We start from the raw sequence: 16,190 nt of genomic DNA on the forward strand, positions 1-16,190 counted from the left end.
AACCTGGATATCAAAACGGGGGGATCCATGGGCCAGGAGTTCGACGCAACCGTCATCAACCTCGACCGCGACACCGAAAGACTTGCCCACTTCTCCGCACAGATGGCCGCCGCTGAAGTCCGCTTCGAACGCCTTCCCGGCGTGCTGGGCAACAATCCGCCCCCACACCTCAGGCCACAGTTCGCGGCTTCGCAACTGACCCCCGGCGAGATCGGCTGTTACGCGAGCCATCTCCTCGCCATGGAAAAGGTCACGAAACCCACCCTTATCTGCGAGGATGCCATTGTCCTCACCAACCCCCAGGCCTTCATTCCCGCGCTCAATGCCGCGCTTCACGTGCTTCCGAACGATTGGGATCTCCTGCACCTCATGAAACCAAAGAAGGCGTCGGTGCCCCTCGCGCCCCTCTCCCACGGCGTCAATCTCGTGCTGCACTCCAAGGTGCCGCGCGGGTCATGCGCCTACCTCATCTCCCCTGAGGGCGCGCGCAAGCTGACTAGGCCCACGCCGCGCATCTGGACCAATGACGACGACATCAAGACGTTCTGGCGCTTCAACCTCAACATCTACGGCATCAACCCGGGGCTCGTCGCCCGCTCGAAGCTCAAGTCCACCATCGACATGGTGCACGACCGGGGCGCCAAGTTCCGCCACTTCCGCACCCTCAGCCTCGATCGCTTCACGCAGGGCGTGCCCATGAATATCCGCAGGATGGGATTCCGGCCGTGGCTGGTCTGCCAGTTCAAAAACCTCGTGGGGGCCCGATAATGCTCCCAAGGTGCGAAGCGCCATGATCGGATAAAAAAGGGCGGCTTCAGCCGCCCTTCCCTGGCCCTATGTCTTTCCTCCACTGGTGTCCTTCTCCCATCCGCCAAGATTGCGTCGACATACCCCTTGCCAAACCCACCTCCCGCACCACAATAGGCCGGACGAAAGCGACCGACTTGCGAGACCTGACAATTTGCGACCTCATCGAGGACGACCTGCCGGAACGCCTCATTCCCGGCTACGCCAAGACCATCGCGCAGGACGCAAAAGCCACAGCCAAAGAGTTGGGCGTGGTCTCCCGCAACAATCACCCCCCCGCCATCGAAGCCGTGCTCTTCTTGTTGGAGGAGCGAAAGACACGCACTGAAAGTATCATCACCCACATCACCGCATGGTTCGGACAACAGCGCATCCCAAACGACCTGTCGGCGAAGGCAACGACCTGCCTTGACGATGCAGCCCGCTTCCTCATGGTTCTGGATACAGCAAGCGCAGAGCTCAAAAGGCGCCTGCCGACGCCCAACGGGCCTCGTCTCAACCTCACCCACTACCGCTCCCTCGACGCCATTCCCGAGTTCCACAACGGGCTCCTCGGCACCCTCAACAGCCAGCGGATGCTGTTCTCGGTTCTCGAAGAGGCAAAGACTCTCCCCCAAGACCACGACATCGACGAAGCCATGCTGCTTGCAGACTACGCGTTCGCGCATGCCCGCAACATCCTGGATCAAGCCGACACGATGATCGCTGCCTGGCGAAGCCAATCTCCCAGCCCGAACCAAACCCTACTCCTCACCGCCATCATCGCGACATTGGATGAGATCCGCAGGTGCATGCTCGGGCTGCGCAGCGAGCAGCGGAAGCTTTCGCTTATGACGAAAGCTTCCGGCGACGGCATACGGGTGCATTGAAAAGACACCGCTCCGCCAGACCGACAGTCGTGAATAACCCCCAGATGCGTCACAACGCGCTCACAATGCGTATCCGCGTGAAGTGAGTTCCCCTGCGGTCAACTTTGGAAAACGCGCCAAACGCCGGTAGACTGCGTCAGGGCGCCTTCCGAACAAGGAGGTCTCAATCCTCGCGACAAAAGCGATGGCGATTATCAGTTCGGCTTCCATGGCAAAGCACGAATGCCAATGATTTCATCACCGCCCCTTGCAATGGCGGTTCCACATCCCAGAATGCCCCCGAGCTCCAAGCTCCGCATCGCCCTCCCGGCGCATGCGGAGGGAGGGAGGAACACTTATGTTGTTACAAAGACTCGGGAACGCCACATACCTGGTCTCAATGGCCACATGCATTGGCGTACAAGCCTATACGGGCGGCACGTTTATATATCGCGCTAACATCCGGCCCGACGATCTCTTGGAGATCACGCGTTGGGAGTTCGGCAACTTGCTCGGCAGCTTGATGCTATTGAACGCCTGCTTTGCGTGCGCCATCTTGTGGCCATTCAGAAACATACTTTACGAGTTCATCGTCGAAACGTTCACCAACGTCAGACGCTAGAACTGGGGCCGCAGCAATGCGGCCTCTTTTTTTAGTACCGTCCCTTGCAATTCCGACTTCCGGTTCCACAATGCCCCCGAGCTTCCAAGCTCCGCATCGCCCTCCCGGCGCATGCGGAGGGAGGAAGGAACACTTATGTTTTTCAAAATGCGAAAGGTATTCTGGCTATATATAATGTTCCCAGTTGCCGCCGGAGGGATCGGCGTGACAATAGGGCTAGTGTTGCAGACCGCCGCGCGCCATGTCCCACTGCCTGTTCTGCTAGCCACGCTGTTCGTCGGCATCGTCTATTACGAAATTTGGGCCGGACGCCTTACATACGGTCCATTGCCTAACCGCGACGATCGTTGACAGACTTTCACACTAGGGGCCGCATCACGCGGCCCCAATTTTTTAGAACATTTTTTCCGCGACACTGACATCACTCTCAGCATCCGAGTGCCAACACTCTGTATTGCCCGTTTTTTGTTGCATAAAAAATTATATGTCATTTGACTCCCTCCAACGATGCAACTCACCATGAGCATGTTACGTTGCCAGTAGCGCCCGTCACATCGGCACCGCTCGTTGTGGTTCATTGCACCACCGCCATTAGGCAACATCGCCCAAAACTACCATGGGGAACTTTCCCCAACTGAGAGGACCTGACCAATGTTCACATCGTTGAGCACTTTGTTGCGCTTATCCCGGCGCGCATCATCTCGCACTTCCTCAACATTCAAAGCAACCTTGCCGCCAACGGCACTCGGAAGCGTGCACGGAAATCAGGCAGTGGAATATCGCCATCGTACGGATTCGGGAGCTAATCATGGAACCTCATAATCTAAAGACCGAAGGCGGCACTTTCCAAGGCATGAGGGCTTCGCTCAACATTGGGGACCGTACCGTATTCATCTTTACCTGCATTGCAGTCGTCGCGATCTGTTACCTTGGGGGTGAATATTTCAAAGACAGACGGGACGCGCGGCGATACTCTGCTCAGGCTCACACAAGCCGCGATGCTGGCCCGGATCTCAGTAACAAGACAGCGCCACCAGCTCCCCCTGCGCCTTTCCTCCCCAAGCAGTCACAACTGCCGACTCGCGCCACGCCGTTGCATGACGCTGGACCACTCATCCAGCTTTCTGAATCAGCAGCAGAACTGGAACCTCTTGTCGGTTGGGATTTGCCGCAGGTGCCCCCGGCCGCGCCGCGACGGGAAGCAGCTTCGCCGACGCTCGACAGCGTTGGCGCTGCCGTTTCCAGAAACCCCGGAAACGGCAAGGGCGTGCAGTATCCTAACGAGACGCCCCCATCGATCATAACGACGCCAGAAATCAACGTGGACCAGTCAGCCCCGGAGCCGTTGCCCGTGCGGAAGCCCCGCCGCGTAGAACCGTCACCACGCCGCCAAGCAGGCCCCAACTTGTTCGATTTTCTTTGGGGACCTCAACCGCGTCGGTCGGCGCAAGCTCCACGGGTCTACGGATGGCGCGGGTTAGGAAGCGAGCCGCCACCACCGGGTCTTTACCACTGGCCCTGGCAAGACCACACCTGGTCACCTCACGCGCCGGACACCATGCCTTGGGCAATCTCGCCCGGCGATGAAACCCGTTGCAGGCTGGGAAACTGCTACTGAGCAGCATCAGTAGCACCCGAAAGGACGGCCCACGCCGTCCTTTCGTTTCTTTTGTCCATGGGGACCTGTTCCAAAACCACCGGTAGCCAGCCCCGGGAAGGGCTCACAGCAGCTTTCCGATGAAGGACGGGGGACCATCGGAAAACGCGTCAAAAACCGGGAGATTTGCGTCAGAAGCCATTCCGCACAAATCCACGCCACAATCCTCTCGCCAAGACGATATGGCCTTCCCGTCTGCTTGCGGATAGGATTGCTCAATCACAGCCGCTCGGGGGAACAGGTGTCGTGCCCAGCCGTCTATTGAAAATCGTTGCAGGAATCGTTGCGGCAGCAGCCGCCGGTGGCCTCGTCTATCACTTCCGCCTCTGGGAAAAGGACTGGAGCACCATCGACGACGGATGGGCTTCGCTCATAGGTTCGGCGATGGGGTCGTTCCTCGCCGTTGTGGGCGCGCTCTATGTCAGCAAAGCCGAAGAACGCCGGAAGAAGAAGGAGTTTGAGGATTTCGTGCGCGTGGCCGTGCAGAACCTTGTGGTGCAGGCGTCTTACCTCGAGGCCATGGCGCGGGAACCGCATAAGATTGCTTCTACGCCGGAGGTGCAGGCGGGGATTATCTCGATTCAGTTGCGCAACCTCACCGATGCGCTTGCGGTTTTTGATCGCGAGATTGCTGGGTCAAAAGACGGCAGCTATCTACTACGCCGCGAAATAGTGAGCACCGACGCCGCCCTCAACGAACCACGCCCATACCTAAACATTGAGGTTGAACCCGCCCAAGCCTTGAATAACTGGCACGTCGGCGCATACCAAATCCGCCTACACGCCATCGCCTTTTTAGAAGCCTTTGGATGGACCGTACCCATACCCTCCGCTCACCTTCTCGGCGCCACGATCAAGAAAACTATCGACGCCTGGAGATCCTGGAACATACCCGTATCCGGTAATGGCTCTCTTCCCGCGTCTGGCCACACCCAGCACCAACCCATCCAACACGCTCTCGCGTGAAGTCGGATTGCTCAGGCCGGTCATGCCTGACAGGTATTTGATCCAAGGATAGCGCAGGATGCCCATCTTGATTGATCATGGGCAGGCGCACAAATCGCGCTCCTGACGGGGGTATTTGATAAGTGTGCGCGATAGGGCGGCAGGTTTCTAAGCTGCCAAGATTCCGCGGCGCCATTCCATGTTAGAACGATAGCGCCGCAAGGCTGGCTTCTCCACGTAAACAACAACCAAGGAGAGTAGCCATGTACCTGAGTGGCACGCTGACCTTCTGGTTCGGACAGATGAGGTTCATCCTCGTTCTGCTCCGCCAGAAATAAGCAAGGGCCAATCCGTTAACGGCGGAAAGGCCCTTTTTCGTAAACAACACCCGTTTTATAGTCTGTATGCTGCTCAATGTCAATGTGCCGTGCTGATCACCGGCATGCTGAACCTCTGGTTCGGTAGCTTCAGCTTCGTTCTGTATTACCGCCCAAAATAAGAACAGGCCCAATCCGTGACAGCGGAGAGGGCCTTTTGTTTCGATCAACATCAGTATTATTGTCCGCATACGCTCTTTCGGCAAGACCCTGGTGAGCTTCTGCGGCATCCGCAAATGACCATCGATGAAGACGGATAGCATCCCACAATCTGCCTTGCCTTTGTATCCACCAGAACCCATACCCCAGCTATCGCCCCCACACCTCCACCACGTACACCATAAACCCTCGTTGCACTTTACGCGGACACCCCTTGAAGAGGGCCATCCATTCGTTGCGCGACAACGCCCCCAACCGTCCTGCCAGCTTGTTCAAGCGCGCTTCCGTCACACGACGCGTTTCCCCGGTTTGCCCCACCATCACGCGGTAAAGCTCCAACGCCTCCTTCCACCGCGCCGGAACACGCGTCTTCGACACCACACCCCATATCCTCCACTCCTTCCGCGCGCGCTGCAGCACAGCGCTGCATCGGTTCCCTTCATCAAAAAGGGAACCGGGAGTGATAACCGCTTCAACGAAACGGCGCAGCCGCTTTGGGCTCTCGCCTTGGACATACGGACTGCCTCCCGGCCCATGTGTTGGAACGGCAAGCAGCATGTTTTTATCGACCGTTGCTCCGGTCGCGTTGAAGCGGGTTATCAGCCCTGCCGCGTGAAAGGTACCGCGGCGACGGTACACTAGAACCAACCTCCACAGCGTGTCTCTCCCGCTGCCCTTACAAAAGGCATTGGCGGGCGCCGCTTCCGCGCCTCCCAGACATCCATGATTGCCGTTTCCACGCGCACACCGGTTGTCGTCTCAGCCAACAATGGCCTACGCTTCCGCATGAACCTTCAACCGTCGTTCCCACGCCGCCCATCAAACAGGATACCCTTCTACAAACAGCCGGGCATTCTCCAGGAAGGCTTTTCCATCCTTGCGCAATGCGTTGAGAGTATCGACAAGATGAGAGGAATCATACGCTTCGCGGAAATCGAAATGCGCTATTCCAACGACCAAGAATTCGGGAAAGCCATAGCAGGGTTTTCGGAACACACCGGCGTTCCCCTCAAGGTCAAGCGCCCCAAGGGAAAGCTCTCAAACCTCCTCTACACCCACCGCGCGGTAAGAGACATCCTCGCCGCAGTCGACGGCATGCCAAAAGAGAAGGCGGAGAAGCGCCTCACCACCTTGCGCAACAAATGCGCGCAGATATCCCAAACCCTCATGGTCTTGGAATCCACCCGCCGCCCGGAGCTCGGTGCCACTATCCACACGCGGCGTTTCCACTCCAACCTCATCATCTTTAGAAAAGCGCCACGCGTCGTCATCGTGCTTGCCGTCCTCGACATCAACGAGGATTACTCTGCGATGCTTCCAGAGGATCGGCGACACCTGGCACAGGTCGCCGTATCATGGCTGAGTAGCGGAATTGACGACCCAGACGGCCCTTAGTTCCTCCGTCCAACCGTGGGAAACACACTTCATGACGTTATTCCTCGACACCGAGTTCAACGGTTTTGGCGGTCCCCTTATCAGCATCGGCCTTGTCTCCGATTCCGGGCGCAGAGAGGACGAATTCTATGGTGTGCGCGCCTTGCCGGCCGACCCCACGCCTTGGGTTGCCGAAAACGGCCTGCCGGTCCTGGGCGCTAAGTCAATATCCGACGCCGTGCTTCAAGCGAAACTGCTTGATTACCTCCACCGGCACCGGTCCGAAACAATCGTGGCCGACTGGCACGAGGATCTCATCCACCTGCTCCGCCTGCTCGAAACCTCGCCCGGCAATGCCTACCGTCCCGACCTCACCATGCGCGTCATCAGGCCCACCGAACCCATCGTCTCCACCATTCCGCACAACGCGCTCCACGATTCAAAAGCACTGAGACGCTGGTACCTCTCCCACGCCGCTTGAGGCCCTATTGCCCACCTGTAACCCGTAGGTTACAATATGATATAGGATTAGAGATCGACCCCACGGAAATCACCGGCCTTTGACGCAAGGGCTACGCGCTGCACCTGCATACGCTCAGCAGCACGCCTACCGGCTACGGTCAGACTGGGCGGATGCAGTTCGACACCAAGCGACCGGATATCGCGGAACACCTCTACAGACTGAAGAACTGGGGCTCCGCCCAAGACGCTATACCCATCATCCCGACGGCCGCGGAGTTCCTTCAGCAAAACCTATCTGCTTTCGATATCCTCGTTCCCGTCCCGCCTTCCAAGACCCGAAGCCTCCAGCCGGTGCTTTATCTTGCAGAAGGAATTGCCAAGACACTGTCCAAGCCCTACTGCCCCTGCGTAACCACCACGCGCCAGACAGCGCAACTCAAGGACATTTCCGATCCCGAGCAGCGCAAAGCGCACATGGAAGGGTTGTACGCCGTGGATGCCGCACAAACCGCCGGAAAACGCATTCTTCTCTTCGACGACCTCTTCCGTTCCGGCACCACCCTCAACGCCATAACCGAGCTGCTGCTGACCACTGGAAAAGCCGCAGACGTCGTCGTGCTCACCATCACAAGAACAAGGGTCAACCAATGAACACCATCTTCATCGGAGGCTCACGCGAGGTCGCACGCCTTCCGCAAGAGGTGCAAGCCCGCCTCGACGAAATCATCAAGAAGAACCACCACGTCATCGTTGGCGACGCCAACGGCGCCGACAAAGCCGTGCAGAAGTACCTCGCCGACCGTGAATTCCAGAACGTCACGCTGTTCTGCTCGGGGGACACTCCCCGAAACAACGTCGGCCATTGGAAAGTCCAGTCCGTGACCGTCAACAGCAAGACCAAGGATTACCAGTTCTTCGCGGCGAAAGACCGTGAGATGGCCCGACGCGCTGATTTCGGACTGATGATCTGGGACGGGAAAAGCCCGGGCACCCTACTCAACCTCGTGAGATTGCTACAGGGCAGCAAAATCGCCGTGCTCATTAACGTTCCCCAAAAGCAAACCCACAACATCAAGACCGCCGACCAGTTGCGGGAGTTCTACCGCGCCTGCACAAACTCCATCCGCAGCGACTTGGAGAGACGCGCCACCGGGCTGGAAATGCGCTTCCTGGAAGGGCTCCCCTCGCAACCAGATTTTCTCGAAGCCCCCGCCGCAAAAGAAGGAAAGAGCACAGGCGCCCTGCCCGAATCCGCCATCCAAGATCTCAACGCCGCCCTCGCATCCGGCGACATCGTGCGCATCACCGATTTGCTTGGCGCGCTCGCACGCAACAGAGGCATGAGCCAAATCGCCCGTGACACAAACCTCGCGCGCGAAAGCCTCTACCGATCGCTTGATGCTGGCGGCAATCCTGAATTCGCGACCGTGCTCAAAGTTCTCACTTCTCTTGGTATCGACCTCGAAGTTCGGAAAACCTCGACCCCCGATAGAGACCGCTAAGTTGCGGTTAGACGGCCAGTTTGTCCACAGTTGCGCCATTCACAACGCACAAGCGCCCTCAAAGACGCCCCAAGCCCTTGGGCGACGATGCAGAGGGCTCACGGAGCTCGATCACAACCCTCTCAATGGACGCATCAGCCCGCTGCGCCGCACGCACAAGAGACGTCATGTAGTGCGCCTCAATCCATGTCTTCAGGAATTTCACCGGCACAGAAACCGTCAGAACCCCACCTTGCAACCGTTCCACTTCGACGGATGGGAACCAGCTGTCGTATTTGTCAGGACCGACCTCTCCCACAAGCCCCCTCCTCAACAGCTCCAGACGCGCCCAATTGAACGGCTTCAGGACCGGTGCCGAAGCAGACGCCGGCGCAACCGGCATGCCCATGACCGTCTTGCTTCCAATGACAGCCACGCCACCTAAACCCGTCATTATCGAGAACAACCCCCGCCGAGATACATCGCTCACGCCATCCTCCACTCTGGATTCCCAAACACACCGTGCGTCGCACACATCATCTTCTGTTCTAGAGTATTTATAAAAATGGCCGCCGTAGGATGACCGGCGGCCCTCGCAGAGGTGGTTAGCAAACGTCCAGTCACCCGGACCAATCACGTATCGAACTCCACGTTAGCGGTCCTGACATGGCAAAATAATAGGCCGCATATCCAGGAAAGGGACGCGGCCTTACAGGAGTCGATCACCCGGGCTGCTTACCCCCAGGCTTACAAATTTATATGTAGAGCTACGCGCGCTCCTGACAGGTCAATCCCCACCCCTCCTCGAGCGCCCGAACAGCCGCTTCGGTTTCTGGGTCGAACCGTTGCAGGATATGAACATTCGCAGCCTCGCGCTCAAACGCATCCCGCTCATCCTGAGCGCGTTGCCATGCAAGATAATCCGCAAGTGACCAGGGTGAGCCCAGAGCTGTCGTGTCGTCCACTGAAGCCTTGAGAGCCCCCATCCGGTGCCTTTCGTTGGTCTCTTCTCCTACACCCGTTCGTGATGGCGTCCAACGATACAAACCAAATCCCGCAAGGCACCTGTCGCCGTTCTGCAACATTTTATCGGGTTATCGAAGTTGGCACCTTAGTTTTGACCTAAACCCAGCATCAGGGTTTTGAATACGTAGCTCGTAAACTCGGATAAACCCCATGAAACCCTCGGTGCAATCCTCCAATACCCTTTTCAACGGTCTCTTGCTTGGCTGGGAGAGAACCCCGGACGGCAATAGCACCCCCATCTGGGACAGATCCCGCGAAGGGCACCTTCTCACCATCGCGCCCACCGGTAGCGGCAAGGGCGTCTCCTGCGCAATCCCGGCGCTTCTCTCCTGGCAAGGTCCAGCCATCGTCGTCGATCCGCGCGGCGAAAACTACGCGGTCACGGCGAAGCGTCGCCGGGCCATGGGCCATATCGTTTACCGCCTCGATCCGTTCTGCATCGCCGGAAACGATATGGGGGATCTGCTCAACCCCATGGATCTCATCGATCCGGAAGCCGACGACTTCGAGGACAACGCCGCGGTGGTCGCCCAGCTCTGCATGCAGCGCCTTACCGATGAACGGGCCCCCTACTGGGACGAACGCGCGTCTTCGCTCATCACCAGGGTCATCTGTGAGCTCTTCAGACACCTTCCCTCGCGCCGCCCGACCCTTCGGGACGTGCAGGACACCATCAAGGGATTGCCGGTCTACGATTTACCCCTCAAGCCCGGCATCCCCCCCGAAGATCAGTTGAGCCCGGTCGCCGCAATCCTTCACGCCATCCTCGCATCCGGCGAATTCGCGTCCGACCGCACGCGCGCGTGCATCTTCTCAACGGCAAACGCCCACCTGTCGTTCATGAAATCTCCCGCCGTCCATCTTTCCCTGACGGACAGCACCATTCTTCTCGACGACATCACGGCCGGGGCGATGCACACCATCTACCTCGTGATCCCGCCCGACAAGTTGGTCACGCACAGCAGGCTTCTGCGCCTTTGGCTCGGGGTCATGCTGACTGCGATCTCAAGACGGAGACGCGCCCCTGCGCAACCCACGCTGTTCCTGATCGATGAAGCAGCCCAGCTTGGGGAAATGACGGAGTTGCGTGCCGCGCTGACCCTGATGCGCGCCTATGGAGTCAGGGTGTGGACCTTCTGGCAGTGCCTGTCCCAGCTGCAGTCCATCTACTCAAAGGATTGGCACTCCATCATCAACAACAGCTCGGTCCAGCAGTTTTTTGGCGTGAAAGCCCCCCACGCACGGAAGCTGCTCCACGACTTCGTGGGGAACGCCCTACCCAAGGACGGCCTCCAAGAGAGCGACCAATTGCTCTTCACCGGCAACGAACTCGACGTCACACGGCGCGCCAGCTACCTCAACGACCCGATCTTCAAGGGGTTGGCCTCGCCACATCCGTTCCACACTGTGCAACACGCCCTCTCGAGCCCAATGCTGCCCGCCCTGTAGCCAACCTCATAAACGAAAGCGGCGCCGTATCAGCGGCGCCGCTAGGTCGAAACAACGCGTGAACGCCTCTACCGGGCGCCCTTCTTATCGATCAGCAGGTCATCAAGCTTCGTCCCGCGCTTCTTTAGATACTCCCGAACCCAGACGGGTTGCATGCCACGCCCGGCCCAGGTGTTTTCACTGACCGGATCCTTATACTTGGGCGCAATCGACACGCCTTTCTTGGAAGAGGGCTTCGACACCCTTCCACCCTTCACAGAACCGCCTCCACCCCGCAGCGAGGCAAGCTCTTTCTCGAGCGCCGAAATACGCTCCGACTTCGAAAACTCCACAAGCTGAGAAAAGTCCTGCAGCACCGACTGCTGGACTTCAAACGTCAAACCCGAAAACCAGTCTTTTACCCCCCGCCGGTCCATGCCACGCGCCGCCTTCGCCATCGGTAATCCTCTGTTCAATAATTCATAGGCTTAATCGATATATACGCAGCTTCGCTTACCTTTTCCAGCAACTTCCCGGCGATATCTGGCTGTCTTTTCCGTAAACCCACCCCCTTAACCACGTCAAAGACCATTTTTCAAAGAATACTCCCACAATGCGGAAGCCGTTTACGTTGCAGAAGCGCCTTTTTAATCTTCCGCCACCTCCAAAAGGTCTTGGCGTGAGGACCCACGCTGCACAATCCTGATGCCCTCCGCCGGATACGGATTGGCCAGCGCATGCGCCTCATCCTCCGTTCCCCGCAACCACGTTTCAAACTGCTCTTCCTTGTCGAGCAAAACCGGCATGCGTTCGTGCGCCACCGCCGTCTCCAGCGTGTTCGGACCACAGGTCATGAACGCAAAGACGTTCTCCGTGATATCGTCCCCGTCCTTTTTCACAGGCCCGGTATAGGATCTCCAGATCCCCGCAAAGGCTCCCAGCGGCCTTTCTTCCGTCTCGGAACGCAGTGAGTGCCAGACCCAGTCCGCCGGCCGCTTCCCCAACGGCTCGCAATAGCTGCTGAACGGAACCAAGCATCGCCTCTCACGAAACGAGGGTACCCAAAACGGATTTGTGCGGATGGTGTCGTCACGGCAATTCCCGGTTCTTTCCGGAGCCCTTCCATGAGGCCTCCGCACAAAACCCCAGGTCATTTCTAAAAGCTCAGGCTCGCCGCCGTCGCCCAATCGGATAACCGGCGCCGCATGGCCCGGAAAGATCGAGAACTTGGGCTCAAACCAGGATGTCCGGTTCTCTTTCAATCCAAACTTCATCATCACCGCAAGACGCGTGCGGGATTGCGCGTAGAGGTTACAGATATCACCCTCCCCTTGGTTCACCGAGCAAGTAAGAGATCATCGACAGCGTGGTGCCTCCACCGCAAGGTTTCAAGTCAGAACGAAACATCTAAGCCCGATGAAGAAGATGTCTGCCGCACGGTCTCTTTTGCACCACCTGCATGTTTATCAGCAGTGCTGCCGTACGCGACACCTTCCCCTTAGCCATGAACAAAGCTCTTCTCGCAATCAAGTAAAGGCATGCCGGTAAGGAGAAGGGGGGCGCGCTGTTGCACGGGATTTCGGTCAAGGATGGAGCTCGGCGCGGCAGGCGTTCAAAGCGGCCGTGCCGTCCGCCTGCGGAAGGTGCCACCACCGTTCCCGCACACCCTGCACCGTTCCCTTCTAAACCGGCAGTAAATTGACCTGGCTCAACCCACCCTCCAATCCGTCACCTCACACTCAGGCATGAGTTCCTTCTCACCCTCCGCACGGCCCTTCCCCCTTTTCTCCATCGGGTTCCGTCCGTTCTTCCTTGCCGCGGGCCTTTATGCCGCCTGGAGCGCCGTCGCCTGGATCTGCTTCTACGTCCGTGGCACCGAGCCTCCGCACATCTGGGATGACATAGCCCGCATGGCACGGGCACGAAATGCTGTTCGGCTTTGTCGCGGCCGTTCTCGCGGGCTTCCTGCTGACCGCTGTGCCCAACTGGACCAAGGCCCGGCCCATCCGCGCATGGCCGCTTGCCGTCATGGTTGGGGTGTGGTTTGCGGGGAGACTTGCCATGCACGGCTATTTTCCAGGCTCCGCCACCGTAGCCGCCGCCATCGACGTCCTCTTCCTTCCGATGCTGGGCCTCAGCCTGCTGCCCGCCATCATCCGCGGCCACAGCACCCGCAATGTCGTTTTCTTCATCCTCATCGCCCTGCTTACAGCGATGAACACCATCATCCATGCGGGCATGGCGGGGATAGACCTTCCGCTGGACCCCCAGCAGGCCCTCACGTCATCCATTTTCATCGTCATCCAAATGATCGCCGTGTTTGCAGGGCGCATCATTCCACTGTTCACACGCAATGCGTTGAAGATGGCGGGGATCGGTTTCATTGCTCGCAGCTGGCCGGCGCTTGAGCCCCTTTCCCTCGGGTCTGTCGCCATCCTTGTGCTGTCTGCCCTTGCCGGACAGGCCGATACGCAGCTTGCCGGTGCGGTTGCCCTTGCCGCCGGAGTTCTCAATATCATCCGCATGGCTCCTTGGAATGGGCACCAAGCTTTCCGCATGCCCATCGTGCTGGTGCTGCATGCGGGTTATGTGTGGATTGCTCTTGGTCTGACCGCCTACGGTTATGCCCTGCTGCTGGCCCCTTCCCTTCAGTGGCCCGCGCTGCACGTGCTCACCATCGGCGGAATCGGCACCATGACGCTCGCCATGATGAGCCGCGTGGCCCTTGGCCACACCGGCCGCACCATCCTCGCCTCCAAACCCATGGTGGCGGTGTACGCGCTTTTGCAGCTTGCCGTGCTTGTGCGCATCGCGGGGGGATTGGGTTGGGTTGATTATACCGTTTCGGTCGCCGGAGCCGGGTGGTCGTGGTCGGCCGCGTTCGCCGTCTTCTCCGTAATCCACCTTCCCATCCTGACCCGCCCGAGAGCCGATGGCCGCCACGACTAGGGCCTCTTTCCCGTCCCATCAGAAATTGCGGAACTTCACCCTGACCTTCTGCCCCACGGGGAGCGCCGCCACCTGTAGAACCGCATCTTGGCGGACCATATCGCCGAGCGTCGGACCGTGCCGGTAGTTCTGCACATGATAGCTTCCACGGTAGCCGCAGGCCTCGAGGTCGGCGTGCATCTGCGCCACGTCCGCGACATCCAACAGATCGGTGTGCACCGTAGTGCGCACCTCGAACGGCACGCTGCCCGCCACCATCATGCGCAGGCTGTTTTGGAAATTATCCCACAGGCTTTCGCGCATGTGGGTCACCTTGCGGAAGTTGTTGCGCGGGGCCTTGTAATCCAGCGAAGCAGAGGGTATCCCGCGCCTCAAGCCGCACCTGCCTGCCCTGAACTTGGATGCCACGAGCCGAAAGCAATTTCAGGCAACGCGAGAACGTTTCCGGCGTTAGCCCAAGGTGGTTGGCGACCTCGGCCTTCTCGTAAGGCAGCGTGAACTCCACCTTCGGCCCTCCACTCTCAAGCATGACCCGGAGCAGGAAGTGCGCGACACGCTCGACCGCAGGATGCATCGTGACCAGTTCGAGCTGGTACATGAGCTCATTTGTCCGTTCGGACAGAACGCCAAGCATATTCATTGCAAAGCGCGGAAAGCTTCCGATGCAATGCGTCAACGAGCTCGAAGGGATGGCAAACAACACCGCATCGCTTTCCGTCTCCGCACAGACTGGCGACGGCCTTCCATAGAATACAACATTCTCCAGCAGGCTTTCCGATGGCCCCAGCAAGCGGGTGATGATTTCGTCCCCGTCTTCCGTGCAACGGAACACCTTCACCCTTCCCTCAAGGATGATGAAGATCCCAACAGGGCTATCACCCTGATTGATGATCCGCACGTTGCGCTCAAATTTCCTGATGATCCCAACTCGCGCCACCCGCTCCGCGGTCTCCGGATCAAGCTCGCCGAAAAGACGGCTCCGCAACAACGGAGCCACACGTTTGGTATCACCAAGTATCCCATTCAAAGCCGGGGCAATATTCATTCACATCAAGTCTAACCCATCGCTCACAAGTGAAAAATAGCGCAAATTTCACACAGCTCATGAAAGGTCAGCAGCCAACAAGAGGAATATCAAAACAGTTTACGGGCATCAAAAAGGCAATAATGCAACAACACCCCAACCCAACGTAAGGCACGGCGGGGATTTCCCCGCCCTCCTTATGCAGTCCAATCCCGTTCCTGATCCCGCGTTTGCAACCTCACCAACACCGCATCGATCGATTCGCAGAAGGAGGCGCTCGATTGACAGCTTGCTGTCACCACGTGCCCCGTCGGGATCTCCCGTGCCTTCCGCACCAGCGCATCAAGCTCAGGAAGATCCTCAAGCTCAACCAGGACATCAGGTCTCGTCACCATTGCCCCAATCTTCGACAGCCCACCGAACGGACCAACCGTAAACCGCTCAATCATCCCGTGACCGCGCACGGTCGCCGCGAACCCCACGCCAACACCCAGCATCGTGCCGGCAAGCACATTGCTCCCCTTTTCGGCTTTCGATAGCAGCCATGCAGCAGCGCCATCCTCAAAGGCATCCGCCATCTTTTCGAGCCCGTGAACAACAACCGCGTCCTCCATCCGGCGCGGAACGTGCCCACTCCTCCTGAAGAGAGCACGCTCAACAACCGACAAGCGTTGCTCGATACGGGCTTGCTGCCGCCGCAGAACCTCTCCTTCAGCATGAGCAAGCATTCCCTGCCGTCGGGCAAGCAGGCCCATCAATGTCTGAAAAAGTCCGTTGGCGATCGCCTCGTAGTGCTCCGAGTTCCCCCAATCCAAACCAGTCGTCGCATACCGCTCCGGGTGATCACGCTGCAAAACAGCTCGCTTATCGAAGCTCACTCACATTTCTTTCCTTATACTGATTATTGTATACGCGAGCGCCGCTTTCTCCGCAAGAGCACACACACACCATCCCTCTCATCTGGTCCGGCTGCTTCACACACACAGAGCTTCTCTTCTTTCACGCGCTTCGCGGCTCGAAAGCCTGCGCCT

15 protein-coding genes and 1 pseudogene are annotated in these 16,190 nt (G+C 58.5%); 9 read left to right on the forward strand and 7 right to left on the reverse strand.

What is annotated here, in order from left to right; genetic code table 11:
- Window positions 1–27 precede the first annotated feature (27 nt).
- The 3 genes from PE058_RS19140 (at window position 28) to PE058_RS19150 (ending at window position 4,900) form a co-directional block, all read left to right on the forward strand.
- Entirely contained in the window at window positions 28–768 is a 741-nt protein-coding gene (locus tag PE058_RS19140; protein WP_271029135.1) for a glycosyltransferase family 25 protein, read from the forward strand.
- Window positions 769–944: 176 nt separating this feature from the next.
- A complete protein-coding gene (locus PE058_RS19145; protein WP_271029136.1) occupies window positions 945–1,676 on the forward strand; it encodes a hypothetical protein in 732 nt (243 codons plus the stop codon).
- Window positions 1,677–4,180: 2,504 nt separating this feature from the next.
- On the forward strand, window positions 4,181–4,900 hold the full coding sequence (locus PE058_RS19150) for a hypothetical protein (protein ID WP_271029137.1): 720 nt from the start codon (window positions 4,181–4,183) through the stop codon (window positions 4,898–4,900).
- 665 nt (window positions 4,901–5,565) lie between these two features.
- Here PE058_RS19150 and PE058_RS19155 read toward each other — a convergent pair.
- Window positions 5,566–6,054, reverse strand: coding sequence for a hypothetical protein (locus tag PE058_RS19155; protein WP_271029138.1), 489 nt, complete (start codon window positions 6,052–6,054; stop codon window positions 5,566–5,568).
- A gap of 84 nt (window positions 6,055–6,138) precedes the next feature.
- Between PE058_RS19155 and PE058_RS19160 the strand changes: the two genes are divergently transcribed.
- The 4 genes from PE058_RS19160 to PE058_RS19175 all read left to right on the forward strand — a co-directional run bounded on the left by PE058_RS19160 (window position 6,139) and on the right by PE058_RS19175 (window position 8,753).
- Window positions 6,139–6,810 carry a hypothetical protein gene (locus PE058_RS19160; protein ID WP_271029139.1) on the forward strand — a complete coding sequence of 224 codons (672 nt, stop codon included), beginning with the start codon at window positions 6,139–6,141 and terminating at the stop codon, window positions 6,808–6,810.
- Window positions 6,811–6,841: 31 nt separating this feature from the next.
- Entirely contained in the window at window positions 6,842–7,270 is a 429-nt protein-coding gene (locus PE058_RS19165) for a hypothetical protein (protein WP_271029140.1), read from the forward strand.
- A gap of 152 nt (window positions 7,271–7,422) precedes the next feature.
- Window positions 7,423–7,902 carry a ComF family protein gene (locus PE058_RS19170; RefSeq protein WP_020087523.1) on the forward strand — a complete coding sequence of 160 codons (480 nt, stop codon included), beginning with the start codon at window positions 7,423–7,425 and terminating at the stop codon, window positions 7,900–7,902.
- The gene (locus PE058_RS19175; RefSeq protein ID WP_271029141.1) at window positions 7,899–8,753 is read left to right on the forward strand and encodes an addiction module antidote protein; all 855 of its coding nucleotides are present in this window, start codon (window positions 7,899–7,901) and stop codon (window positions 8,751–8,753) included. Before PE058_RS19170 ends, PE058_RS19175 begins: the two co-directional genes overlap by 4 nt.
- Before the next feature lie 58 nt (window positions 8,754–8,811).
- Here PE058_RS19175 and PE058_RS19180 read toward each other — a convergent pair whose 3' ends face one another.
- On the reverse strand, window positions 8,812–9,222 hold the full coding sequence (locus PE058_RS19180; protein WP_156827532.1) for a DnaA N-terminal domain-containing protein: 411 nt from the start codon (window positions 9,220–9,222) through the stop codon (window positions 8,812–8,814).
- Window positions 9,223–9,908: 686 nt separating this feature from the next.
- On the opposite strand from PE058_RS19180, the gene PE058_RS19185 reads away from it, so the two are divergent.
- On the forward strand, window positions 9,909–11,207 hold the full coding sequence (locus tag PE058_RS19185) for a type IV secretory system conjugative DNA transfer family protein (protein WP_271029142.1): 1,299 nt from the start codon (window positions 9,909–9,911) through the stop codon (window positions 11,205–11,207).
- Window positions 11,208–11,275: 68 nt separating this feature from the next.
- Here PE058_RS19185 and PE058_RS19190 read toward each other — a convergent pair whose 3' ends face one another.
- Window positions 11,276–11,644 carry an H-NS family nucleoid-associated regulatory protein gene (locus PE058_RS19190; RefSeq protein WP_271029143.1) on the reverse strand — a complete coding sequence of 123 codons (369 nt, stop codon included), beginning with the start codon at window positions 11,642–11,644 and terminating at the stop codon, window positions 11,276–11,278.
- A 189-nt stretch (window positions 11,645–11,833) separates the two neighbouring features.
- Complete coding sequence (locus tag PE058_RS19195) at window positions 11,834–12,526, reverse strand: SOS response-associated peptidase (protein ID WP_271029144.1); 693 nt, start codon at window positions 12,524–12,526, stop codon at window positions 11,834–11,836.
- A gap of 580 nt (window positions 12,527–13,106) precedes the next feature.
- On the opposite strand from PE058_RS19195, the pseudogene PE058_RS19200 reads away from it, so the two are divergent.
- A pseudogene (locus PE058_RS19200) lies at window positions 13,107–14,135 on the forward strand (NnrS family protein); the annotation flags it as partial.
- 18 nt (window positions 14,136–14,153) lie between these two features.
- On the opposite strand, the gene PE058_RS19205 reads toward PE058_RS19200, so the two are convergent.
- The 3 genes from PE058_RS19205 to PE058_RS19215 form a co-directional block, all read right to left on the reverse strand.
- On the reverse strand, window positions 14,154–14,438 hold the full coding sequence (locus PE058_RS19205; RefSeq protein WP_271029145.1) for a hypothetical protein: 285 nt from the start codon (window positions 14,436–14,438) through the stop codon (window positions 14,154–14,156).
- Window positions 14,416–15,180, reverse strand: coding sequence for a Crp/Fnr family transcriptional regulator (locus PE058_RS19210; protein ID WP_271029146.1), 765 nt, complete (start codon window positions 15,178–15,180; stop codon window positions 14,416–14,418). Before PE058_RS19210 ends, PE058_RS19205 begins: the two co-directional genes overlap by 23 nt.
- A gap of 176 nt (window positions 15,181–15,356) precedes the next feature.
- Window positions 15,357–16,037 (reverse strand): hypothetical protein, encoded by a 681-nt coding sequence (locus PE058_RS19215; protein ID WP_271029147.1) that lies wholly within the window; start codon window positions 16,035–16,037, stop codon window positions 15,357–15,359.
- Window positions 16,038–16,190 lie beyond the last annotated feature (153 nt).

Origin of the sequence: Hyphomicrobium sp. DMF-1 (genome assembly GCF_027886585.1) — a bacterium.
Classification (GTDB): domain Bacteria; phylum Pseudomonadota; class Alphaproteobacteria; order Rhizobiales; family Hyphomicrobiaceae; genus Hyphomicrobium_C; species Hyphomicrobium_C zavarzinii.

Bases quoted from the DNA above. Each gene is read 5' to 3' on its own strand.
- PE058_RS19140 (WP_271029135.1), top strand. From the start codon at position 28: ATGGGCCAGGAGTTCGACGCAACCGTCATCAACCTCGACCGCGACACC.
- PE058_RS19160 (WP_271029139.1), top strand. From the start codon at position 6,139: ATGATTGCCGTTTCCACGCGCACACCGGTTGTCGTCTCAGCCAACAAT.
- PE058_RS19165 (WP_271029140.1), top strand. From the start codon at position 6,842: ATGACGTTATTCCTCGACACCGAGTTCAACGGTTTTGGCGGTCCCCTT.
- PE058_RS19170 (WP_020087523.1), top strand. From the start codon at position 7,423: ATGCAGTTCGACACCAAGCGACCGGATATCGCGGAACACCTCTACAGA.
- PE058_RS19175 (WP_271029141.1), top strand. From the start codon at position 7,899: ATGAACACCATCTTCATCGGAGGCTCACGCGAGGTCGCACGCCTTCCG.
- PE058_RS19185 (WP_271029142.1), top strand. From the start codon at position 9,909: ATGAAACCCTCGGTGCAATCCTCCAATACCCTTTTCAACGGTCTCTTG.
- PE058_RS19190 (WP_271029143.1), bottom strand. From the start codon at position 11,644: ATGGCGAAGGCGGCGCGTGGCATGGACCGGCGGGGGGTAAAAGACTGG.
- PE058_RS19205 (WP_271029145.1), bottom strand. From the start codon at position 14,438: ATGCGCGAAAGCCTGTGGGATAATTTCCAAAACAGCCTGCGCATGATG.
- PE058_RS19210 (WP_271029146.1), bottom strand. From the start codon at position 15,180: ATGAATATTGCCCCGGCTTTGAATGGGATACTTGGTGATACCAAACGT.